The organism is Streptomyces sp. NRRL S-118, assembly GCF_000716335.1.
Lineage (GTDB): Bacteria > Actinomycetota > Actinomycetes > Streptomycetales > Streptomycetaceae > Streptomyces.
In genome coordinates this window covers 407737-425739 of sequence record NZ_KL591002.1, presented here as the reverse complement: position 1 = coordinate 425739, position 18003 = coordinate 407737, and the positions used below count along the sequence as shown (strand labels likewise).

Here is an 18003-nt window from a genome sequence, read left to right as displayed (position 1 = left end):
GGCCCGTCCGGGGGGAGACCCCCTCGCGTGACCCTCATGTGGTTTAAGTCGAGGAAGAGCTAAGTGCGTGACTGCGCGGCTTTAGATGGGCGACACCCTAGCGCGACGCACTGACCGCTGTAGGCCAAACGGGCCTAACTAGTGCTTCTTTTAAGCCAGTTGAGTGACGCGCTCACTCGTCTGTTCGAGGGAGCAGGCGCCCCACCTCGTGCGCCGCGACGGTGCGCGGGCTTCGATCGACCGCCCCGACGGTATGCGCCGTCACGCTATCCAGCAGATCCGAGACACGGAGCCCCAGGTTCACGTCGATCAGCGTCTCGTTGGGGCGCGGGTCGGCGCCGCTGATTTGGGAGGACAACCAGCGTCCCGCCTTACGGTGCACGATCTGCAGCGTCTTCAACGCCCAGCCGACTCTCTCCGCCTGTGCGAGCAGTACCCGGTCCTGCACGGCGATGGCGAACCGCCGTACATCGGCCGGATCCTGCGGGCCGTTGACCTCTCCTCTCACCCATGAGCCAATCGCCTGCTCCGAGGTGATCGACGTGCCGTGCATTCGGCGGAGGATGTCGCGGTATGTCATTCCGGTCCGCGCGACGAGCCGCGCTCTGCGGTGCCAAAAGTCGACCAGTACCGCCAACGGGGCATACGTGGCTGTCTCCGACAGCTTTCCAATGACCGCACCGAGTAGGTCGCGTCGTGCGTCGTGATCGACCAGGAAGATGACATCCCCTGCGAGAAGCGACTTGGCGGCGACTCTTTGCAGCTCCATCCCTCTCCGCCGTGTCAGCACGTCGTTGGGGGCGGCAAAGAGCAGCCCGTCGCGATCCCCGCCGTACAACTCGATGGCCAGGACCGGCACTTCCGCCTGGGCCAAGCCGCCGACGACGCGAGTGGGGGCTGGCGCGTCATCCTCGTCGCGCCCAGGGCCACGTTCATCGACGACCCGCCGTAACAACTCTGGGATGCGCGCGTCGAACGGGTCCCACTGGCCAGTGTCGCCGGGCAACCGCGGCCAGGACATCGGCAGAACCTCGACTTCCCCAGCGAGGAGCCGCACGTCCGTCTCAGGAAGGCGTCTACTGGAGGCGGTCACCAAGGACAGGCGTGGCGCCGAACACGTCGTCGTCTCCTCACGGATACTCCGCAACGTCGAACGTGCCCACCTAGCCTGTCTCAGTGCCCGCTGGCATTCGAAGGGGCCGGTCGTCAGCACGGACAGCAGAGGGGCGGGCGGTAGCGCCAGCAGTCCCGCTCGGGCACGCGGCAATGGCCCCGGTACCCGGATCTCGCGTACATCGGACGTGTCGAGCCGTCCAGCCACGAGTTCGGCCATGGTGGCTACTTTGACCCAGTCGTCCCAGCCGAGCGGCGTCTCCAGCGCCTCGTTCATGGCGTCGACCAAGGCCGCTCGCGCGGCCGAGTTGCGGACGAGCAGGAGCGATCGTCGTCCTTCAGACACACACGTGGCAGCCCAGCGAATGAGATGTGTCAGCCGTTCCTCACGTGCCGCCGCCACCAATGCGTTGGAAAGGGCGTCGGCGACCCCGAACCAGTGGCCGGCGGCCTCTCGACCGGTATGTCGAGCGAGTGCCCTGGCCGTTGATACGGCCTCGCCGAGACGGACGGCATAGGGGCCGTGTCCAGTGTGTTTGTCGTATCTGGCTGGCGATATAGGGAGCATCGACAACGTGTTGAACAGTCCTCGTGCCCAGCGCAGTCCATGGCCCTGTGTTATTGAGGACTCCACACCGCTGACGGCGCTCAGGCGCGCGATGCGTTCCCACAGGGCACTCAGCGCGGTGTCCAAAGTAGACGTCTCGCCTTCCGCCGGAGCCACGACGACAACCTCCGACCGCGAGGCATGCCGCAGCACCGCCGCGCTGGTGACAAGTGGACCAGCGTTCGCGTACTGGGATGGAACATCACGGTCGAGCGCGGCCACGAGGCTCCCGGCGTCCCAGCCCCAAACGACCCCGTCCGCTTCCCGTACGTGTTCCAGCCCCGGGTCGCCAGGGTCGGCGGTGAGATAGACGAGCGGCACAGTTGCGTAGGTCACGAGGAACTTCCGGAGCTCGCCGGGAGCGACAGCCGCGCCATCGACAGCGATTCCCGAAAGACACGTCGCCCAGCCGGATAGGCGAGATAGATCACTGACAAGGTGAAGACGCCCACCAGCATCGCGACGTGGCTTGCCGACGACTCGGGGTCGACCGTCGACACTGACCGCTGTGCGGGGTATGTAGTCAGCCAGGCGCTGATCCTTGAAGAACAGCTGGTCGTAGAGAATGCGGGAAGCCAGATGCGGGGACACCACAGCCGCCTGGGACGTGAGTGATCGCTCGCGCATCACCGCCCCAATGAGCGCGGCGGCGCCGAGCAGCAAAGGAGCCGCCGTGCCCGGAAGCGGAAGGACTATAGCGATCGGGACGAGGCTGGCGGCCGCAGCCTCAACCGCTCTGAGAAGCTCTACGTCCAACCCCGTTGGTGAAAAGGGTAGGGCTCGCCCGCCCGTACCTCGTTTGAGGACGCCACGAGTCACCGCTCCCGCAAGACCGCCGTGATCACCCGCCATCACCGGGTCGACCGCGCTAACCATGCCCATACCGTAGTGGTCTCCGCGCACCAAATGTGGGCAAACAACCTTTTCATATTGCACCGTTGAGGGCGACAATCCAGCCCGCTCAGTCGTCGTGGTCCAGCGACACCGCCGAGCGGTGCAGCCGGCACCAACACCGCTCTCTCCTCAACGGAAAACTGCAGGCGCACTGCCTACAGCACGAGGGAACATGAGGCATGCGCCCGGATGACTGGCACCTCACCGAAGACCTCGACGACTTTCTCGCTCGAGCCGGGGACTTCCTGCACTCGCGTCCCGCCCTGCACACCGTCCCACTGACGGTGACCGAGGCACTGCGTACGCGGGGGACGGACGCGTACGGCTCCGAAGCACCCATCTTCGGCTTGCTGGAGCGGGCGGGCGAGGTTCGCGCGACCTTCTTCCGTACCCCGCCCCGCCGCCTGACCGTCACCCCCCTCACCCCCGAAGAGGCCGACAGCCTCGCTGCCCACCTAGCCGACCTCGGCCACACCCTCCCCGGCGTCAACGCGGACCACGACACCGCCGCCTCCTTCGCCGAGGCTTGGCAGCGGCACACGGGCGCGAGACCGACGCTGCACGAGCAGGAGCGTCTGTACCGCCTGGGCACGCTCACGCCGCCGGAGCCGTTCCCTGAGGGCCGGGGGCGAGTCGCGGGCGAGGAGCACCGCGAGCAACTCATGCTCTGGCACCGGGAGTTTGTCACCGCCATCGGAGGAACCCCCTCTGAGGACAACAGCTCATGGGCGGACTCGCGCATCGCCGACGAACGCGTCACGCTGTGGGAAACCCCGGACGGTACCCCCGTCTCCATGGCGGGCAGGACCCCCATGGTCGCGGGCCAGATCCGGGTGGCTCCCGTCTATACCCCGGCCCACTTGCGTGGCCGCGGTTATGCGGGCGCCGTGACAGCCGAGGTGAGCCGGGCCGCGCTATCCGCGGGCGCGTCGGAGGTCCTGCTGTTCGCGGACCTGGCCAACCCCACCAGCAACGGCCTCTACCAGCGGATCGGGTACCGCCCGATCGCCGACTTCGCGGTGTACGACTTTTAGTGTGCCGCGCCGGAGAGCCGTCGAAGAACTCCGGAGGGCTGCGGGCAGGGCAACGCAGCGAACACGTGGCTGGCGCGCCGCCTCGACACCGCAGCACCTGGACAATGTCCGCCTGCACCACGCGGTCCGTGGGGCAGGGTGGGGCAGATCGAAGACCTTGTCGGCGTGGCTGACGATGTCCTGGCTCGACCGGCGGACGCTTGTAGGTCGGGTATCGGCGTGGCGGCACTCCGTGACTGGCGGGAACGCTGTTGCCTGCGTGCCGATCGCTGCCCTTAGGGGTCCATCGGCACGCGGGGATGGACCCAGCCATTGGTCCGCGTTAACAACAGGGCCCGGTGCCTCCGCAGATCCACAGACGAGGGGTGGCACGGTGGTGAGCCGAGGGTGGCATGACTTCGAAGGCTTGCCGCGCCTGTGAAACGCAGCCTGCTCACATTCGTAGATCATTTACGGGTTAGTCGTTTGTGACCAGCTGGCTGAGCGTCGCGGTGTGCGTCTGCTTGAAGGCCGTCTCTCGTGTCCGCACGCTGCGCACAAACTACTCGTACGAGTTGACCGCGACGCTGGGGGCCCGGGTTGGCGGACGGAGTCTATCGGCGGTGGGCCTCCTGTCCGCGAGCTTCCCGGCTGACACCAGAGCTGCGCGAGTGCGCCGGGTTGAGGAACCAACGGCGCGCCGAGATGAGCCACCAGGCGCCGCAGAAACCAACGACGACTCCGACCGCGAGGGGCGCGTAGTTGAAGGTGTGCGCGGTGATCGGTGAGGTCTGCGGCAGCATGAACAGCACTGTGATCACCAAGACCCATGCGATGGCGATCGTGCCGACGACGGTGGACCAGGAACCGAGGTGCCAGGGACCGCGCTCGAACCTGTCGCCTTGGCGCAGTCGGAGGAAGGTGGGGATTACGTAGGCGATGTACAGACCGATGGTCGCGATGGAGGTGATGGCCGCGTAGGCGGTGCTGTTCCACAGGTAGGGCAGGCCGAGAGCGAAGGCCCCACCGGTGGCGAGCCAGACGGCGTTCGTGGGGGTGCGAGTGGCCGGGTTGAGCTTGTGCCACGTCCTGGAGAAGGGGAGCGCGCCGTCGCGGGAGAAGGCGTAGATCATCCGGGAGTTGGCGGTCACTGAGGCCATGCCGCAGAAGAGCTGGGCGACGATGATGACCAACAGCAGCCACTTGCCGGCCGACGCGCCGAGGGCGTCCATCAGGATCTGCGCCGGTGGCACCCCGGTGGTCGACTCGAGCGCGCCCGAGTAGGAATGAATGGCGTAGGTGAAGCCGAACAGCAGGACGAATCCGGCGGCGAGGGAGACGAGGATCGAGCGGACGATGCCCTTGGGGCCCGCGGTGGAGGCGTCGATGGTCTCCTCGGTCATGTGGGCTGAGGCGTCGTAGCCGGTGAACGTGTACTGAGCCATGAGCAGTCCGATGAGCACCACGTAGACGCTCGACGAGAAGCCGGTGTTGTTGACGAACTCGCCGAAGACGAAGCTGGTCGACTGATGGTGGTCAGGGATGAGCACCAAGGCGCCGCAGATGACGACGACGCCGAGGATGTGCCACCAGATGGACACCTCATTGAGGAAGGCGACGATGCGTACGCCGAAGGTGTTCAGTACGCCGTGCAGGACGAGGATGATCCCGAAGAGCGTGATGGTGTGGCCGGGCGTGGCGGCGTAGCCGAACTGCAGGTCCAGTAGGGCGTTGAGGAAGGTGGCGGCGCCGAAGTCGATGCCCGCGGTGACAGCTATCTGGCCCAAGGTGTTGAACCAGCCGGTGAACCACGCCCACGCCGCCGCCGTTCTCGCGGGCGCCATGCGGTGCGCCCAGAAGTACAAGCCCGCGCTGGTGGGGTAGGAGGAGCAGACCTCCGCCATGGACAGCCCGACGAAGAGCGTCATGAAGCCGACGAACAGCCAGCCCCACATGATCACCGCTGGCCCGCCGGTGTTCATCCCGTAGCCGTAGAGCGTCATGCAGCCGGACAGGATGGAGATGATCGTGAAGCTGACGCCGAAGTTGGCGCGGCCCGACATGGAGCGGGAGAGTGTCTGCTGGTAGCCGAGTTGCTTCAGGCGTTCCTCGTCAGAGACGCGAGAGACATCGAGGGGCACAGGAATTCCGTCCTTCGTTCGTTTGAGGGGTAGTTCGAGGGTTTAGCGGCGTCGGCGCCGCGGTGGGCTGTAGGCCCAGGCGCGGTGCCGTAGGAACAGGTCGCGGGCCTGTCCGCAGTACGACCAGGGGACCTGCGTGGCGTACGGGCCGATCGCGTCGAAGACCTCAAGGGCCTCGCTGTGACGATTCGCGAACGACAGGGCGTGAGCCAGGTAGTTGGCGTCATCCGCGAAGCAGGCGTGCGGTCGCGGGGCGCGGTAGCGCCACCAGCCCTCCAGCACGTGGTCGATCTGCGGGCAGTCGACCCATGGATGGATGGTGAGCCCGTAAGCGTCGCGGTCCTGCTCCTGGCGGGTCCGGTGGGCCTCGGCGATCACCACGAGCGGCAGAACCGCGATCGGCAGCCCTTGAGGGGCGATGGCCGCCTGCTCCTCGGCCCACCACATCGCCTCGCCCTGCTGGCCGTGGTACCGGGGGAGCAAGAAGGTCACGACCTCGTGGTGTGCCTCGCGATTCCACCGGTCGCGCTTGATGATCTCGTCCCACACCGCGTTCAAGGTCTTACGGTTTGGGGCGTGGCTACGTAGCAGCGCGAGCATCACCACCAGCGGCGCCACGTCCTGGGGCCACGTTTCCAGGGCCGTACGGCAGGTGGCCCAGGCTTCCTCCATCAGGCCCCGGCCGCTGCTGCCTGGGCCGGCGATCATGGCCCGGAGGGCCTGAACGTTGGCCAGGAGGGCGAGTGCGTGCGGCGAGCGCGGTTCGGCCCTTGCCCAGGTGTCGGCGAACCGCAGTCGGGCTCCGGCCTCGGCGAGTACCTGAAGACGGAAGATCCGGCGGTCCCAGTCCGGGCCGGTCGCCGCCAGCAGGTCGCGTGCCCCCTCCCAACGGCCCATCGCGGCGTCCTCCACCGCCGGCCGCAGCGCGACGTCGTCGCGCGCCGGGTGCTGGTCGAGCGGGACGCCCTGGTCGCTCCGCTGCCGGGCAATCACTGGACCCGCCAGGTCATCCGAGGTTCGTCATACACGAACCCGAGCGACGTATACAGCGGCTCTCCCTCTGGGCTGGCCGTGAGGCTGATGCGCTTGCAGCCGCGCACAGCCATCCAGTCCATGAGGGCCGTCACCACTGCCCGGGCGTAGCCCCGCCTGCGGAACTCTGGATCGGTGGCGACGGTGCTGATGTCACCGTTGAACGGCTTGCTGCTCCCTGGGCCAGGAAGTCGAGGTAGAAGAAACCCCACCGCACAGGACGCCACGCGGCCGGGAGCCGCATCCACCACGAACGCGGCGGCCGTGTCCGGGCCATCGAGCATGGCAGCGAACACCTGCTGGCACTCCTTGACCCACGGCCCGTCCGGTACATCCCGGGGCCTGCTCCAAGGCACCGTCGGGCAGGTCAGCGATAGCTGGCGCAGGCGGGCCAATTCCCCGGCGTCGGCGGCCACCGCCCGTCGCACGGGCACGCTCACAGCCGTTCCTCCCGTTCAGAAGTGTGTTCTTGATTGCGGCGGTGCCCGTGAGATCCGTATCCTGCTGGGCAACGCGTTGATGGAGACGAGTAGCCCGGGATCACGCGAGTCGAGAGAGCCGCCGGAAGCTGGAAAGGCGGCCTCGCGCCCCGAGGCGAAGACCCTCCTGAGCGCGGGGAGGAACGACCCCGTTCGGTGGTCCAATGCCCCGCCGGTTGGCCCCCGTCAGCGGGCCCGAATGAGGCCGCCACGCTGTGGCGGCGAAAGTGCGGTGGCACCGCGAGTTGCCCTTCTCGCCCGCACTCCCAAGGGATCATGACGACGTCCTTCGGAGGACCGCAATGATCCAAAGCCGCGTACACGTCTCTGACCTGCGAGAACACGTCGGCAGTACCGTCACTGTCTGCGGGTGGGTAAACACCCTGCGCCTGCAGCGCAAGATGCAGTTCGTCATCGTGCGGGACAGCACAGGCATGGTGCAGGTGACCCACAAGCGTGACGACGGGCCGCTTGAGGCCCAGCTCGAAGCTCTCACCCCCGAGTCCGCAGTCAAGATCACCGGCCGTGTCGTCGACGCCGAGCAGGTCAAGCTCGGCGGCCTGGAACTCGTCCCTGAGTCGGTCGAGGTCCTGAACCTGGCCGCTACGCCGCTGCCGATCGACGAGCACACCGGCATTGAGAATCGGCTGGACTGGCGCTTCCTGGACGTGCGCCGTCGGACCGCCACACAGCTGATGTTCGCCGTGCAGACCACCCTGGAACAGGGGATGCGCGAGTACGCCTACGCGCAGGGCGCCACGGAGATGCACACCCCCAAGCTCATGGGAACGGCCTCGGAATCCGGAGCGGAGGTCTTCAAGCTCGGCTACTTCGGCCGCAGCGCCTACCTGGCGCAGTCGCCGCAGTTCTACAAGCAGATGGCAATCTCGGCTGGCATCGAGAAGGTCTTCGAGATCGGCCCCGTCTTCCGCGCCGAGCCATCGTTCACCTCCAGGCACGCCACCGAGTTCACCGGCGTCGACGTCGAGCTCGCCTGGATCGACGGCGTCGAGGACGTGATGGCGTTCGAGGAGCAGATGCTCGCCCACGCGATCGCGAAGGTCGCCGACTCCCACGGTGAGGCCATCCGAGAGCACTTCGGTGTGGAGATCACTGTCCCGACGACGCCCTTCCCTCGCATCACCATGGCCGAGGCGCACGAGATCCTGCGCAAGGGAGGCTGGGACCCGGAAGGGATCAAGGAGGACCTGGACCCGGAGGGCGAGCGCAGCATCAGCGCCCACATCCAGGAGGCCACCGGGCACGAGTTCGTGTTCATCACGCACTACCCGGTGAGCATCCGGCCCTTCTACCACATGCGGCCGGCCGACGACCCGAGTGTGACTCTGAGCTTCGACCTGCTGTGGAAGGGGCTGGAGGTCACCACCGGCGCACAGCGCGAGCACCGGTATGACGTGCTGCTGAAGCAGGCCGCCGAGAAGGGCATGAGCCCAGAGCCGTTGCAGGACTACCTGAACGCGTTCCGGTACGGCTGCCCGCCGCACGGTGGCCTGGGCATGGGCCTCGGTCGGGTGCTGATGGTGCTCCTCGGTCTGGAGTCGATCCGCGAGGCCACCTTCCTCTTCCGCGGACCGAACCGTCTCACGCCGTAACCGGCTGATGGGCGCGTCCCACGACACGGGCCGATGCCTCGTGTCGTGGGACGCGGTCTCAGTAGCGGACGCTGCGCAGGTCATGCGTCCACGCCTCGGCAGGGTTCTTGTCCCAGTAGGCCCGCAGTGCCAAGTCCCGCTCGGAGAAGCGGCCCTGGTGGCACAGGCCGCCGTGGGAGAGGGTGATGCTCATGGCGAGCGACGACTCGGTGGTGACCCAGTGGGGGGTCAGGGCATGGCTCCACAACTGGTCGCCGGGCTGCATGACGACCGACTGGCAGTCGGCCGCGTCATGCTCGGGCGGCTCTTCACCCGTCGTCTCGCCGATCACCGCGGCATCGGCCGAGAGGTGCTTGTCGGGGGCGAGGTAGCTGTGGAACGTCTTGCTGCCATGCACCTGCCAGACAAGGCCGTGCGAGTTGTCGTTGTGGTACGTCGAGGACGCCCCTTCGGTGGACAGGAAGAGGATCGGAGCCAGGCGCTGCCAGGTGAAACCCCGGGCGGACAAATGGGTGCGCCAGGGGATCATCACCTCGTCCTGGAAGCCGTGCAGAAGGTCGTCGTAGAAGCGGCTGAGGTTGAAGTGCACCAGCCGGAACGGCCACGTGACGATCTCTTCGAGTGGGGCCGTGCGGAAGGCGGCGGTGCGGTCCATGCGCACCTGCCAATCGTCGTCCCCGAGGATCGTGAAGCGCACTTCCGTGTCCTTGCGGATGTGGTCGAGGACGTCGATGGCGGGCAGGAACGTGTAGTCGAAGGCGACCTCCAGGGAGAAGTTCGGTGGTTGCCGCCACCGATGTGTGAAGTCGTCCGGTGTCGTGATCGTCATAGAGCGGTCCATGGAGTCGGATGGCGTCCCTTCTCGTGGTGTAGCCGATCAAGCCGACAAAGGCGCAGCTCACAACCGGAATCGAGGCTCCGCGCACCCCGGCTGGGCTGACATTGCGTCAGCCTGCGGATTGCGGCCCGGACATGGCCCCGGCCTCTCGCCGACCGGGTCTCCGTGAAGATCTCCGGCTTGATCGGCTACACCACTCGGCGGGACACGACCTGGAGTCGTGTGCGTAGCGCCGCTCACGCCGGCGCGGCGCACGACGCCGTGCGGTCGTCGGATGCGGCGGAGGATCGGCAGATTGCAGCGCAGTCCGGGGTCACGCGGTCCTGCGCCGGATCGGTCAGGAACTGTCTGATGCTGGCCCGAGGTGCATCGACGCTGACTGATGCCTGGCCGTAGGGACAGCGCCGTATGTGACCGTCCGCGGACACGTACGCGGTCGCCGAGCGGCACGACCACCGCTCGCCCCCCGTCGGTGGGAGTTGTAGGTCCCGGAGCTCGCCGAGGTAGGCCCGGTACCGATCGGACAGGTTGAAGTAGCGGCTCAGCACGTCGGCGTCCAGATGCTGCTGTACCAGATAGTCCTGGACCGACTTGGCGTCCCGGCGCAAGGCGCGCTCGTCGAGGACGACGGGGCTGAACTGGACCTCCACGCCTGCCTCGGACACGAGGTCGGCCAGCTCCTGGCACTCATCGTCGCTCAGGCCCCAGCAGGTGACGTGGAGGATCTTCGTCTCGGTGCTGATGGCACGTAGCGTGGCGATGCCCGAGGCCGCCGTGCGGGTGGTGCGTCCCAGCAGCATCGCGCCTTGCGAGTCGGCGGACACGGTCACGTTGCTCAGTAGGTGGGTCACATGGAGAGGGCGATGACCTCGGCCACGGAGCGAGCCGAGGTCACCATCGACACCGACATGCCGAACTGGTGCGCCAGCCGTACAAGCTGCCTGAGCTGCGGATGATGGGTGGGCTCGCCACCCGTCAGACATACGCCCTCTACGCCGGCCTCCCGCAGCCGCGACAGTGTGCGTGTGTACGTCGCGGTGTCGAGGAAGCCGTGAGCACGGTCAGCGCGGAAGCAGAAGCCGCAGGCCACCTTGCAGTGCCCGGCCGTGGAGACCAGCGCCGTACGGACTTTGACGCTCATTGCACCCCCGTGTTGTCCCACACGGCGATCTCCACGGTGCTCGTGTAGAACGCGCACATCTCGGGATCAGGGCTGGTGCCTCCGACGAGGGCCTGCTCGTTGCGCGAGGGGCCGCCGCAGATGGCGAGCGCCGGGCAGTTCCCGCACTCGGAAATGGGTGCGACGTTTTTCGCCACACCAGCCAGGCGGCCGGGATCGGCCCGCAACTCGTCCAGGGTGTGCAGGAATGACGGCTCGGTGAAGTTGATGTCGCACAGGCTGACCCGGTTGCCGGGCAGCAGGGCGGCGTTCAGACTGCGGTCCCCCTGCATGTGGTCGAACAGCATCGGCCGGCGGGTGTCGAGGGCCTGGAAGGCGCGGTCGAGGACAGAGAACAGCATTCCGCCGCGACCCAGGGCGGCCAGGCGGGCCTCGTAGAGCTCCTGAGCCAGGTCGGCGCCCTTGACCTGCCAGCGGCCCGCCGTCGGGATGGGGGTGTTGACGTAGATGAACTTCAGCCCGAGGTCATCGATGATCCACCGGACAGTTTCGGCCAATCGCCCAATGTTCGCGGCCGTTGGGGTGAGGTTGCAGCCCACGTGCAGCCCCTCCGCCTCGACGAATCGGGCGACGTTGCGGCGGATGCGGTCGTCTGCGGGCTGTCCGCCGAGCAGGAGGCGGTGGGCGGAATTGATACCCGGGGGGCCGTCGATGGAGATGCCGACCCCATACTCGTACGCGACGAAGTGGTCGAGGGCTTCGTCGGTCAGACGGGCCCCGTTGGTGACGACCGTGCGCCGGACCCTTGCGACGTCGTAGCGGTCGGCGAGGGTGTCTGCGAGCCGGTCGCCGTACTGCATGAGGTCGAAGCGGATCGTCGGCTCGCCGCCGAACCACTGGATGGACACCTCTTCCTGGCCAGCGTTCTGCTCGAACAGGAACCCCAAGCCCTCCGACAGTTCCTCCTTCGTCACGTCCGGCTTGCCGGTGTTCGTATCGACGAAGCAGTAAGTGCAGGCCATGTTGCAGCGGTCGGTGAGCACTACGCGCAGACCACTGATGCGGTCAGGTGTGGCGTCGAGCCCAAGGAGTCGAAGACGGTTACGGAGTGCTTCTCGCCGGTCGGCCATGGGGCCGTCGGAGGTGAAGCCGAGCCCTGCGAGGGCTTCATGGGTCGCGGTCGGGGGGACCCCGGCGAGGTCGTGGACCTCGCCGGAGTCGATGAACACACTGTCCAGCCCGACCGGGTCGAGGAGAACTGCTTCCCCGTCCCGCTCGTACTGGAAGTACTTCCCCCACAGCATCCGGGGGACGGCCATGTTGGTCAGGCCGCCGTTTCCTCTTCGGCGATGCCGAGCTCGGCCATGACCTCGCGGACCTTGTCCTCGGCCGTGGCCTGGAGCTTCGCGGAGGTGGCCGGCGAGCCACCGTCGGCGAGGACGATCACGCCGGGCAGGGTCGGGTTGGGGGCGATGACCGTGATGCCGGCCGGGTCGGTGCCGATGACCATGATCGCGTCCTTCAGCTCGACCCAGTCGGTCTGCTCCTTGAGCGCCTCGATGATGCGGCCCTGCTTCTCCTGGAAGGAGGCCCGCTCACCCATCCACACGCCCGCCTTGGACTTGGAGTCCACGACGTCCGCGTAGATCAGGTGATCCTTCTTCTCTCGCCTGGCTTGAGGCACGGTTGATCCTCTCTGTGTGTCGGACGTGCTGGAAACAATCACTTGCATCCGCCGGAGACCGGCGGGTGCCGCCCCACGGGGAGTGGGTGGGGCGGCGCCTAGCCGCTCTGCGGCAGCTCCCACGGGGAGGAGTTCAGGCCGCAGAGCGAGTCCTAATGGGGGTCTTCGCGCTCCCGGCGCGCCTTGATCAGGGCGCGGTGAAGCCCGTCAGGTGAGATCACGGCACGGGGGCCGGTGGGCAGCCGGTACCAGTGGAGACCGGGGCCGGACGTCCGCTTCGCCGACGGGACCAGGACGTGGCAGGACGGTCCCAACGCGACAGTGCCCTGTTCCGCCCACCGTTCAGCGGTGCCGACCGGCGTCAGGAAGTACATGCGCGGCTCACGGCCGCCCTCGTCGAGGACGACGGAGCCCACAGGGAGCCCCTGCTCCTCGATGAGTTCTACGGCCCTGCGGCCCAGATGTTCGGGTGCACGGATGGCGTCCCACCACGTGCCGGCGGGACACAACTCCGGCTCGCTGCCGAGAGGCATCCACCTTGGCAGTCGAGTGGTCGGGATCGCGTCCGACATAGGAAAGGCCCCCTCACAACTGAGTGTGAGAGGACCATTCCACTCTGGAGGCGGGTGTGCGCGGACAAACTGTCCGCACCCAATTCAGGCCAAGTCCCGCGAGCGTAAAGGGAGTTGTGCTACGCGACTCCGGCCCATGTGCCGAACGCGGACAACTCGGCGGACGGGTGCGTGTCCATGCGCAGCAGCGAGCCGAGCGTTTCGCGCACGGATGGGTGGAATCGCGTGTGGTTCGGCGCGATCTTCCGGGCTCGCTTCAGCTCTGCGAACGCTCCGCCGCGGTCACCTTCCGCCAGGCGTGCGGAGGCGACGTCGATGTGATGGTGGCTGGATCGCTCACCCACCGTGGAGGCAGGCGGCGCCCATGCCGCTCCGCCCTGTCCCCATTCAGCGAGCCGGGCGAGGGCCTGCTCGCTGTCGCCGGTGTCGATCAACGTATGCACCGAGTGGATCTTGATGTTTGTGGGGCCGAAGCTCATCTCGTAGGCCAGGCTGTCCCGGTTGCTGGCCATCAGCGCCACTTGCTCTGCTTCGCGCAGGAACTCTTCCGCCGCATCGGGGTTGTTGTCCCGCGATTCAACGACCGCCAGCTTCAGCAGCAATGCCCCGTCGACCGCAAGCGCGTCGTCGGTGTACGAATGCTCCGGCTGGGCCCGCTCCAACTCGTGCCGCAGGCCCTTGAGCTTGCGACGAGCCGACTCGGTAGCTCCCTGCCGCAGCATCGACCCCGCCACCAGGAACCCGGCCGTGAACTGCATGAGGGGATCGCCACTGCGGTCAGCTGCCCACCTCACCCTCTCCAGGGCCGTATTGCCGAGGTCGTGGTGCCCCATCTTGTGGGCCAGACTGTTGACCGCACGGTACGCGCGGGCCAGATGCCAGAACGCCTTCTGCTGTTCATCGCCACGCGCGCTGAGAGCAACGTGGGTCAGTTCTGTGATCACCGGAGGGAGCAGCGGCCCCATCGGCACGTATCGGGCATCACGCCGGAGAGCTGCGATCTGGTCCACCTCGGAGGCCAGGACCGGCAGAGCGCGTGGACGCGTCTCCAGCTCATCTGGGGTGTCGAAGCACAGCAGGATGCGCCTCAGCTCCGGAATGACGGCGTGCACGCCGTCCTCCGCCTCGGGGTCCCCGTAGTACGGCTGACCGGTCAGCACCTCGGGGCCGAAGTGCAGGGCCCTCGACAGGGCGAGTATCAGGCTCGGCGTCGCCTTCCGCGCGCCGGACTCCAGCTTCTGCACCAGGCTGGGGGAGACCGCGACCCGCTGGGCAAGTTGCGCGGCGGACAGTCCCCGCGTCTTGCGTGCCACCCGGAGTCGATCCCCCAGCATAACGCTCTCATTCACGTCGGCTTCCCCTCGCTGATCGGAGCATTGTGGCCAGAGTACGTATTGCGAATGGTGCCCAGAAGGCCCGTCGCCAAGTGTTAACGGACCGACGGAGCAAACCCGTAGATCCACGCCAGGACGCCCGTACGGCTGGCCAGGCACGGGACGGCGCCCGCCGGGGCTCCGTTACCGCCGCCTCGAGGTGTCCGACACTGCTCCTAGCGTCGGCTGAATGGATCAGACGAACGACACGGCCACCGCCCGTCGCGTGGAGATCAGCGCGCGGGGCGGTCGGGCCGACATCGAGATCGACGGCTCGCGAATCGACCCGAGCGCCGTCAAGGCGTACTCGGTCAGCCACTTCGCCGGGGAACGGCCGGAGGTCCTGCTGCACGTCGCGGACCGCGGCGATAGTCAGTGGTCGGGGATGGCCCGTGTCGCGATTGCCGACCCGCCCGACCCGGGGCCAGTGGCAGCCATCTTCCTGGACGCGATCGACCCGGAGGCTCTGGAGCGCGCCGCGCTGGCCCGCCCTGACCTCGGCTCCGAGCCGTACTCGCTGACAAAGGCGATGCTGACCCAGCTTGTGGAGTGGGCTCGTGGCCTTTGACGTGGAGGGTGCGCGCCGAGTCGTCGGCCGCATCTTGGACGACAAGCTGGAAGCGTGGCGGGACAGCGCAGGCCGTACGGATGACGTGCTGGACGAGTCCACGGGCCGGCTCGTGCCGCCCGCGCCGGACGAGGAGTTGGTCTGGGGCGGGCTCGGCGCGGTGATGCCGCTCGGCCGCCCGGCCATCACCCAGGCCGTGGGCGGGTCGGTCGCCGTCGAGCCGCCGACCACCGACTACCAGGCCGTGCTGCCGGTGGAAGCCCCGGTGCTGCGGCGCGACGACGTGATCCGTGTGGCCGGTTCCGTGCGCCCCGGCGGTCCCCGCGACCCGCAGTTGGTGGGCCGTCGGTTCCGCGTCTCCAACGAAGCGGTGGGCACCTACAGCGTGGTTCGCATCGTCAGGGTGCAGGTGATCGACTGATGGCCCCGGCGAACCCGCATCCCAACGCCCACCCGGACGCGACCGCGTTCCGTGATCCGATCGCGCTGGCCGCCGCGCTGGCCCGGATGGGTCCGGCCACCCGTGCCCGTACGCGGACGATCACGCGTCACCACGCCATGTTGCTGCGGGTCCGCATCCAGCGGAACGCGAGCGGCAGGCCCGGCCCGAACGTGATCACCGGACAGTACCGCGCCTCCTGGGACGTGCGGATGCGTACCGGCGGTGGCGAGGTCACCGCCGAGGTGTTCTCCGACGCCCCGCAGGCGCGACGGCTGGAATACGGCTTCGTCGGCGTGGACAGCCTCGGGCGGCACTACCGGCAGCCGCCGTTCCCGCACGTCGAGCCCGCGTTCCGGCAGACCGAACCGGCGTTCATCCAGGCCCTGGCGGACGGAGTGCTGCCGTGACTGCTCGTCTTCCGGTGACCCGCGCGCTCGCCGCACTCCTGGAGCACGCCACGGGCCGCCCTTGCGGTGTCGGTAAACTCCCGCGCGTGCAGGCGAAGTCCGGTTGGGAGCCGGCGCCCGTGCCGTACACGATCCTCGACTCGCTGCCCGCCGAGTTCGCGGGCCCGCCCCTGTGGGACTGGCACGCCGATGCCGCCTGGTCCTACCAGGTCACCTCGGTCGGGGAACGAGCCGATCAGGTCGAGTGGCTGGCCGATCGCGTGCGCGCCGGCGTCGTCGGCCGGACCGACGGACGCTGGACCCACGACCTGCACGTTCCCGAAGCGCGTGTCATTGACAGGGAGTTGACCTACGACGCCGGAGGAGAGCCCTCGGTGTCGGCGGCAGGCGCTATCGTGTCCTACGTGCAGCGGGTCACGATCACCGTGACCCCAGCATGAAGAATCGATTCTTCTGATCCTCACCGCGGAGGCCCGCGCGGACGCTAGGCCCCAGGCCAGGCGAACCCCCTTTGAACGTCAAGGGGCAGGGCCTCGCACGGGACGCTGCCCCAGAAGTGGGAGCGGACCTGTGTCCACGAGCACGAAGAAGACCCAGAGCCGATTTCTGCGGCGCGGCATCTCCAAGATCCTGTGGTCCAAGGACCTCAACGACCCGAAGTACCCCAGCCGTCGAGAGATCACCAACGCCTTCGCCCTGACCGACGCTGTCTCGGACATCGAGGGCTGGGCGCTGGAGAACGACCCCATCGAGACCCCCGACATGGGCTCGACCTTCAACTCCTCGATCCCGGGCAACGACAAGGCCGAGAACTCCAGCCTGACCTTCTACGAGGACCGGTTCTCCGACGCGATCGAGCAGCAGCTCCCGAAGGGCGCGAAGGGCTACGTCATCCTGCTCCGCAAGGGCGACCTGCCCGGCTCTCGCTCGGTGGACGTGTTCCCCGTGCAGGTCGCTACCCGCGCCGCGACGTACAGCACCGGCAACGAGGCCGCGAAGTTCAAGGTCGACTTCACCATCACCGACGAGCCGTCGCTCGACCGCCCGGTGCCGCAGGCCCATCCCCGTCCGCTGCCGGACGAGGACTGCGACGACGACCACGGGCACGGTCACCCCGACGGTGACCACGTCGACGTTACCGTGGTCAGCACCACGGAGACCAAGACCGAGGCGACGGTCCGCGAGCACGACGCTGACGAGGGCTGATCGTGTCGCGCCCCGCACAGGCCAAGCGCCCGTCCCCCTCCGCCACGTCGGCGGAGGGGGCGTGGTCGGCCAAGATGGAGCGCCTCCGCCGTAGGCGCAAGGCGCAGAACCGGCTCCGCATCTGCGATGACGCCGAGCTGCGCCAGCGGTACGACGAGGCTGAGCAGGCTGCCCGCCGGGCACGGTTCGTCGCCGAGGCCAACCCGGGTGACGAGCTGGCCGCACGCCAGGCCGCCGACGCCGATGAGGCGCGGGACCAGGCCCTCCTGGCACTCGACGCCGCCTCGGAGTTCCTGACCTTCCGCGCGCTGCCGCGCCCGGTTCTGGAGGAGCTGATCAGCGAGCACCCGCCCACCGAACAGCAGGCGGAGGAGGGGGCGATCTTCAACGCCGACACCTTCCCCGCCGCGCTGGTGGCGGCGGCCTCCGTGGACGGCATGAACCGCGACGAGGCCGAGGAGCTGCTGAACGGCTGGTCGGCGCCGGACGCCAACGCGCTGTGGGACGCGGCCTGGCAGATCCAGCAGGAGAGCCGGGTCGAGCTGGGAAAAGGCTGAGCCGTGACGCCGGCCTGCGCGCCGAACTGGAGCTGTGCGAGCGGTACGGCATTCCGCACTCGCAGTTCCTCGGCGGCGACGGCCGCTGGTCCGACCTCGACCGGGCCAAGGCGTTGGCCTGGGCGGATTGGCAGCGGTCGGTGTGCCCGGAGTGCCACACCCGGCTGGAGGAGTGGGACCGCGAACGCGGCGGCGACCCCCACGCCTACGTCACCGACACCCTGCGCTGCCCCGGCTGCGAGCTGATCGAGCAGGAACGCGATCACGTCCCCCAGGACCGCTCCGGCTACGGCGTGAAGATCCAGCTCCTGCCGCGCGAGCAGTACGAGCCGCGCCCCTGATAC

The 18003-nt window shown here is 67.9% G+C and carries 20 protein-coding genes; 9 read left to right on the top strand and 11 right to left on the bottom strand.

Going from position 1 to position 18003, the window contains the following annotated elements; genetic code table 11:
- Nucleotides 1-172 precede the first annotated feature (172 nt).
- Nucleotides 173-2383 carry a DISARM anti-phage system protein DrmE domain-containing protein gene (locus IH00_RS42625; RefSeq protein ID WP_158827684.1) on the bottom strand — a complete coding sequence of 737 codons (2211 nt, stop codon included), beginning with the start codon at nt 2381-2383 and terminating at the stop codon, nt 173-175.
- 410 nt (nt 2384-2793) lie between these two features.
- On the opposite strand from IH00_RS42625, the gene IH00_RS0105425 reads away from it, so the two are divergent.
- Nucleotides 2794-3648 (top strand): GNAT family N-acetyltransferase, encoded by an 855-nt coding sequence (locus tag IH00_RS0105425; protein ID WP_031070144.1) that lies wholly within the window; start codon nt 2794-2796, stop codon nt 3646-3648.
- A 593-nt stretch (nt 3649-4241) separates the two neighbouring features.
- On the opposite strand, the gene IH00_RS0105420 is transcribed toward IH00_RS0105425, so the two are convergent.
- From IH00_RS0105420 to IH00_RS0105410, 3 genes are read right to left on the bottom strand one after another with little or no spacing between them, the layout of a single operon-like run.
- Nucleotides 4242-5768, bottom strand: coding sequence for an amino acid permease (locus tag IH00_RS0105420; protein WP_234334771.1), 1527 nt, complete (start codon nt 5766-5768; stop codon nt 4242-4244).
- 42 nt (nt 5769-5810) lie between these two features.
- A complete protein-coding gene (locus tag IH00_RS0105415; protein ID WP_031070140.1) occupies nt 5811-6761 on the bottom strand; it encodes a hypothetical protein in 951 nt (316 codons plus the stop codon).
- The gene (locus tag IH00_RS0105410) at nt 6758-7240 is read right to left on the bottom strand and encodes a GNAT family N-acetyltransferase (RefSeq protein WP_031070138.1); all 483 of its coding nucleotides are present in this window, start codon (nt 7238-7240) and stop codon (nt 6758-6760) included. Before IH00_RS0105410 ends, IH00_RS0105415 begins: the two co-directional genes overlap by 4 nt.
- A gap of 341 nt (nt 7241-7581) precedes the next feature.
- Between IH00_RS0105410 and aspS the strand changes: the two genes are divergently transcribed.
- Entirely contained in the window at nt 7582-8892 is a 1311-nt protein-coding gene (gene aspS, locus IH00_RS0105405) for an aspartate--tRNA(Asn) ligase (protein WP_031070136.1), read from the top strand.
- A 58-nt stretch (nt 8893-8950) separates the two neighbouring features.
- Here aspS and IH00_RS37040 read toward each other — a convergent pair whose 3' ends face one another.
- From IH00_RS37040 to IH00_RS0105370, 7 genes are all read right to left on the bottom strand, one after another.
- Nucleotides 8951-9721, bottom strand: a complete 771-nt coding sequence (locus IH00_RS37040; RefSeq protein ID WP_039946266.1) for a hypothetical protein — start codon at nt 9719-9721, stop codon at nt 8951-8953.
- Between the two features lie 245 nt (nt 9722-9966).
- Nucleotides 9967-10560: a hypothetical protein gene (locus IH00_RS0105395; RefSeq protein ID WP_234334770.1), complete on the bottom strand. Its 594-nt coding sequence runs from the start codon at nt 10558-10560 to the stop codon at nt 9967-9969.
- Between the two features lie 17 nt (nt 10561-10577).
- Nucleotides 10578-10871, bottom strand: coding sequence for a radical SAM protein (locus tag IH00_RS43815; protein WP_031070132.1), 294 nt, complete (start codon nt 10869-10871; stop codon nt 10578-10580).
- On the bottom strand, nt 10868-12154 hold the full coding sequence (locus IH00_RS0105385; RefSeq protein ID WP_234334769.1) for a radical SAM protein: 1287 nt from the start codon (nt 12152-12154) through the stop codon (nt 10868-10870). The genes IH00_RS43815 and IH00_RS0105385 overlap by 4 nt, the downstream gene beginning before the upstream one ends.
- A 20-nt stretch (nt 12155-12174) precedes the next feature.
- A complete protein-coding gene (locus tag IH00_RS0105380) occupies nt 12175-12534 on the bottom strand; it encodes a hypothetical protein (protein WP_031070128.1) in 360 nt (119 codons plus the stop codon).
- Nucleotides 12535-12686: 152 nt separating this feature from the next.
- The gene (locus IH00_RS0105375) at nt 12687-13067 is read right to left on the bottom strand and encodes a hypothetical protein (RefSeq protein WP_234334768.1); all 381 of its coding nucleotides are present in this window, start codon (nt 13065-13067) and stop codon (nt 12687-12689) included.
- Between the two features lie 158 nt (nt 13068-13225).
- Nucleotides 13226-14440: a helix-turn-helix domain-containing protein gene (locus tag IH00_RS0105370; RefSeq protein WP_267882547.1), complete on the bottom strand. Its 1215-nt coding sequence runs from the start codon at nt 14438-14440 to the stop codon at nt 13226-13228.
- A gap of 229 nt (nt 14441-14669) precedes the next feature.
- Here IH00_RS0105370 and IH00_RS0105365 point away from each other — a divergent pair, with 229 nt between their 5' ends.
- The 7 genes from IH00_RS0105365 to IH00_RS39890 all read left to right on the top strand — a co-directional run bounded on the left by IH00_RS0105365 (nt 14670) and on the right by IH00_RS39890 (nt 18000).
- Nucleotides 14670-15047, top strand: a complete 378-nt coding sequence (locus IH00_RS0105365) for a hypothetical protein (protein ID WP_031070123.1) — start codon at nt 14670-14672, stop codon at nt 15045-15047.
- Nucleotides 15037-15468 carry a DUF6093 family protein gene (locus tag IH00_RS0105360; RefSeq protein ID WP_158827682.1) on the top strand — a complete coding sequence of 144 codons (432 nt, stop codon included), beginning with the start codon at nt 15037-15039 and terminating at the stop codon, nt 15466-15468. Before IH00_RS0105365 ends, IH00_RS0105360 begins: the two co-directional genes overlap by 11 nt.
- Nucleotides 15468-15896 (top strand): HK97 gp10 family phage protein, encoded by a 429-nt coding sequence (locus tag IH00_RS0105355; protein WP_031070118.1) that lies wholly within the window; start codon nt 15468-15470, stop codon nt 15894-15896. The genes IH00_RS0105360 and IH00_RS0105355 overlap by 1 nt, the downstream gene beginning before the upstream one ends.
- 86 nt (nt 15897-15982) lie before the next feature.
- The gene (locus tag IH00_RS0105350) at nt 15983-16336 is read left to right on the top strand and encodes a hypothetical protein (protein ID WP_158827680.1); all 354 of its coding nucleotides are present in this window, start codon (nt 15983-15985) and stop codon (nt 16334-16336) included.
- A gap of 130 nt (nt 16337-16466) precedes the next feature.
- A complete protein-coding gene (locus IH00_RS0105345) occupies nt 16467-17102 on the top strand; it encodes a phage tail tube protein (RefSeq protein WP_031070114.1) in 636 nt (211 codons plus the stop codon).
- A 2-nt stretch (nt 17103-17104) separates the two neighbouring features.
- On the top strand, nt 17105-17659 hold the full coding sequence (locus IH00_RS0105340) for a hypothetical protein (protein WP_031070112.1): 555 nt from the start codon (nt 17105-17107) through the stop codon (nt 17657-17659).
- The gene (locus IH00_RS39890) at nt 17602-18000 is read left to right on the top strand and encodes a TFIIB-type zinc ribbon-containing protein (protein ID WP_039946261.1); all 399 of its coding nucleotides are present in this window, start codon (nt 17602-17604) and stop codon (nt 17998-18000) included. The genes IH00_RS0105340 and IH00_RS39890 overlap by 58 nt, the downstream gene beginning before the upstream one ends.
- Nucleotides 18001-18003 lie beyond the last annotated feature (3 nt).

Excerpts from the sequence above, each read along its gene's own strand:
- IH00_RS0105425 (WP_031070144.1), top strand. The coding sequence starts at position 2,794 with ATGCGCCCGGATGACTGGCACCTCACCGAAGACCTCGACGACTTTCTC.
- aspS (WP_031070136.1), top strand. The coding sequence starts at position 7,582 with ATGATCCAAAGCCGCGTACACGTCTCTGACCTGCGAGAACACGTCGGC.
- IH00_RS37040 (WP_039946266.1), bottom strand. The coding sequence starts at position 9,721 with ATGACGATCACGACACCGGACGACTTCACACATCGGTGGCGGCAACCA.
- IH00_RS43815 (WP_031070132.1), bottom strand. The coding sequence starts at position 10,871 with ATGAGCGTCAAAGTCCGTACGGCGCTGGTCTCCACGGCCGGGCACTGC.
- IH00_RS0105385 (WP_234334769.1), bottom strand. The coding sequence starts at position 12,154 with ATGCTGTGGGGGAAGTACTTCCAGTACGAGCGGGACGGGGAAGCAGTT.
- IH00_RS0105375 (WP_234334768.1), bottom strand. The coding sequence starts at position 13,067 with ATGCCTCTCGGCAGCGAGCCGGAGTTGTGTCCCGCCGGCACGTGGTGG.
- IH00_RS0105370 (WP_267882547.1), bottom strand. The coding sequence starts at position 14,440 with ATGCTGGGGGATCGACTCCGGGTGGCACGCAAGACGCGGGGACTGTCC.
- IH00_RS0105365 (WP_031070123.1), top strand. The coding sequence starts at position 14,670 with ATGGATCAGACGAACGACACGGCCACCGCCCGTCGCGTGGAGATCAGC.
- IH00_RS0105355 (WP_031070118.1), top strand. The coding sequence starts at position 15,468 with ATGGCCCCGGCGAACCCGCATCCCAACGCCCACCCGGACGCGACCGCG.